Origin of the sequence: Streptomyces sp. NPDC059900, from assembly GCF_050270335.1 — a bacterium.
GTDB lineage: Bacteria > Actinomycetota > Actinomycetes > Streptomycetales > Streptomycetaceae > Streptomyces.
Window position 1 is genome coordinate 1 of the sequence record NZ_JBNNJZ010000951.1, and the last position, 2,007, is coordinate 2,007.

Below are 2,007 nucleotides of genomic sequence, written 5' to 3' on the forward strand. Positions count from 1 at the left end.
GGGCGTGGTGGCACGCGTACTACCGCAAGAGCTTCCTGTCGCTGCCCGACGCCCGGATGCAGCGCTTCTACTGGATCCAGCTCTACAAGACCGCGGCTGCGGCCCGCCGCGACGCCCCCGTGATGGCGACCTGCGGCCCCTGGCTGGAGCCGACGCCCTGGCCCAACACCTGGTGGAACCTGAACGTCCAGCTGGAGTACTGGCTGATCCACGGCTCCAATCACATCGAACTCGACGCCGTCACGCGCGCGTTGAGCGAGTTCCGGTCCAACCTCACCAAGGAGATGGCGGCCCCTTACCGCGCCGACTCCCTCGGCATCCCCCGCACCACGGACCCGTCCCTGGTGAACGGAGCGTCGGTGACGGACGGCGGCTACGGAGTCGGCATCCCCGGCCAGGACCCGCCGACCCCCGAGGTCGGCAACCTCACCTGGGCGCTGCACAACGTCTGGCTGACCTACCGCCACACGATGGACGAGTCCATCCTGCGCGACGTCCTGTTCCCCCTCCTGCGCAAGGCGGTCACGTACTACCTGCACTTCCTGGAGCCCGGCCCGGACGGCAAACTGCACCTTCCCGCGACCTACTCCCCCGAGTACGGCGGCAACTCGCGCGACTGCAACTACGACTTGATGCTCCTGACGTGGGGCTGCCGCACGCTGATCGAAGCGGCGGAAATCCTGGGCACGGACGATGACCTGGCCCCGCGCTGGCGCGATGTGCTGGGCAGGCTGACGGCGTACCCGACCGACGCGAACGGGTACATGATCGGCGCGGACATCCCCTTCGCCAAGTCGCACCGGCACTACTCCCACCTGCTCGCGGTGTACCCGCTGTACGAGGTGACGGGCCGCACCGCGGACGAACGCGCCCTGATCGAGCGGTCCTTGGCGCACTGGGTCGGCTTCGAGGGTGCCTTGCAGGGCTATACGTTCACGGGCGCCGCGTCGATGTCGGCACTGCTCGGCAAGGGCGAGGACGCGCTGAAGTACCTCGGGCAGCTGATGTCGCGCTTCATCCAGCCCAACACCATGTACAAGGAGTCGGGCCCGGTCATCGAGACCCCGCTCTCCGCCGCCCAGTCCCTGCACGACATGGTCTGCCAGTCCTGGGGCGACGTCATCCGTGTCTTCCCCGCGCTTCCGCCGGCGTGGTCGGACCTCACCGTGCACAACTTCCGTACGCAGGGGGCGTTTCTGCTCAGCGCCGTGCGGGAGGGCGGGGCGACCCGGTGGGTGCGGCTCGTGAGCGAGGCGGGGGCGCCGTGCATCGTGCGGCACGGGATCGCGGGGGCGATCGAGGTACGGGACGGGCGGGGGCGTCCCCTCTCGTACGAGGACGCGGGCGGGGGCGCGGTGCGGATCGCCCTCGGGCGGGGCGGGACGGCGCTCATCACCGCCGAGGGCGACCGTCCCGACCTGCGGATCGCGCCGGTCGAGCCGAACGAGGAGGCTCCGCGGTGGGGCCTTCCCGGTACCTCCTAGGGCGACATCGGGGCCAGGGCCCGATGCGTGGGACGGGTGCGCGTGCGAGGCTCGCGCCATGACCGAATTCAGCGATGCCGAGCGGGCGTACCTCAAGTCGCAGCGTCTTGGGCGGATGGCCAGCGTGGACGCGGCGGGGCAGCCGCAGGCGAATCCCGTCGGCTTCTTTCCGCAGGACGACGGGACGATCCTGATCGGGGGATATGCCTTGGGGACCACCAAGAAGTGGCGCAATCTCCAGAAGAACCCGAAGGTGTCGCTGGTCGTGGACGACATCGTGAGCGAGCGGCCGTGGAAGGTGCGGGGCGTCGACATCCGCGGGGACGCGGAACTCCTCACGGGGCCGCATGAGTTGGGCCCTCACTTCAGCGAGGAGCTGATCCGGATTCATCCCCGGCGGATCCATAGCTGGGGCCTGGAACAGTAAGCAGTCCCCAACCCCGCCCCTTCCCGAAAACCCGCTGCGCGGGGGCGTCCTCAAACGCCGGACGGCTGAAAGATTTCCCCGCGCCGGGGAAATCTC

At 69.4% G+C, this 2,007-nt stretch carries 2 protein-coding genes; both read left to right on the forward strand.

Translation table 11 applies throughout. The annotated features are described in order from the left end of the window. Nucleotides 1-1,484, forward strand: a 1,484-nt coding sequence (locus ACQKIP_RS46075) for a glycosyl hydrolase family 95 catalytic domain-containing protein (RefSeq protein WP_427745732.1), incomplete at its 5' end; no start/stop codon positions are given. 58 nt (nt 1,485-1,542) lie between these two features. Then, nucleotides 1,543-1,911, forward strand: a complete 369-nt coding sequence (locus tag ACQKIP_RS46080) for a PPOX class F420-dependent oxidoreductase (RefSeq protein WP_365866713.1) — start codon at nt 1,543-1,545, stop codon at nt 1,909-1,911. Nucleotides 1,912-2,007 lie beyond the last annotated feature (96 nt).

What these genes read in the sequence shown, in the direction of transcription:
- ACQKIP_RS46080 (WP_365866713.1), top strand. Translation starts at nt 1,543, where the DNA reads ATGACCGAATTCAGCGATGCCGAGCGGGCGTACCTCAAGTCGCAGCGT.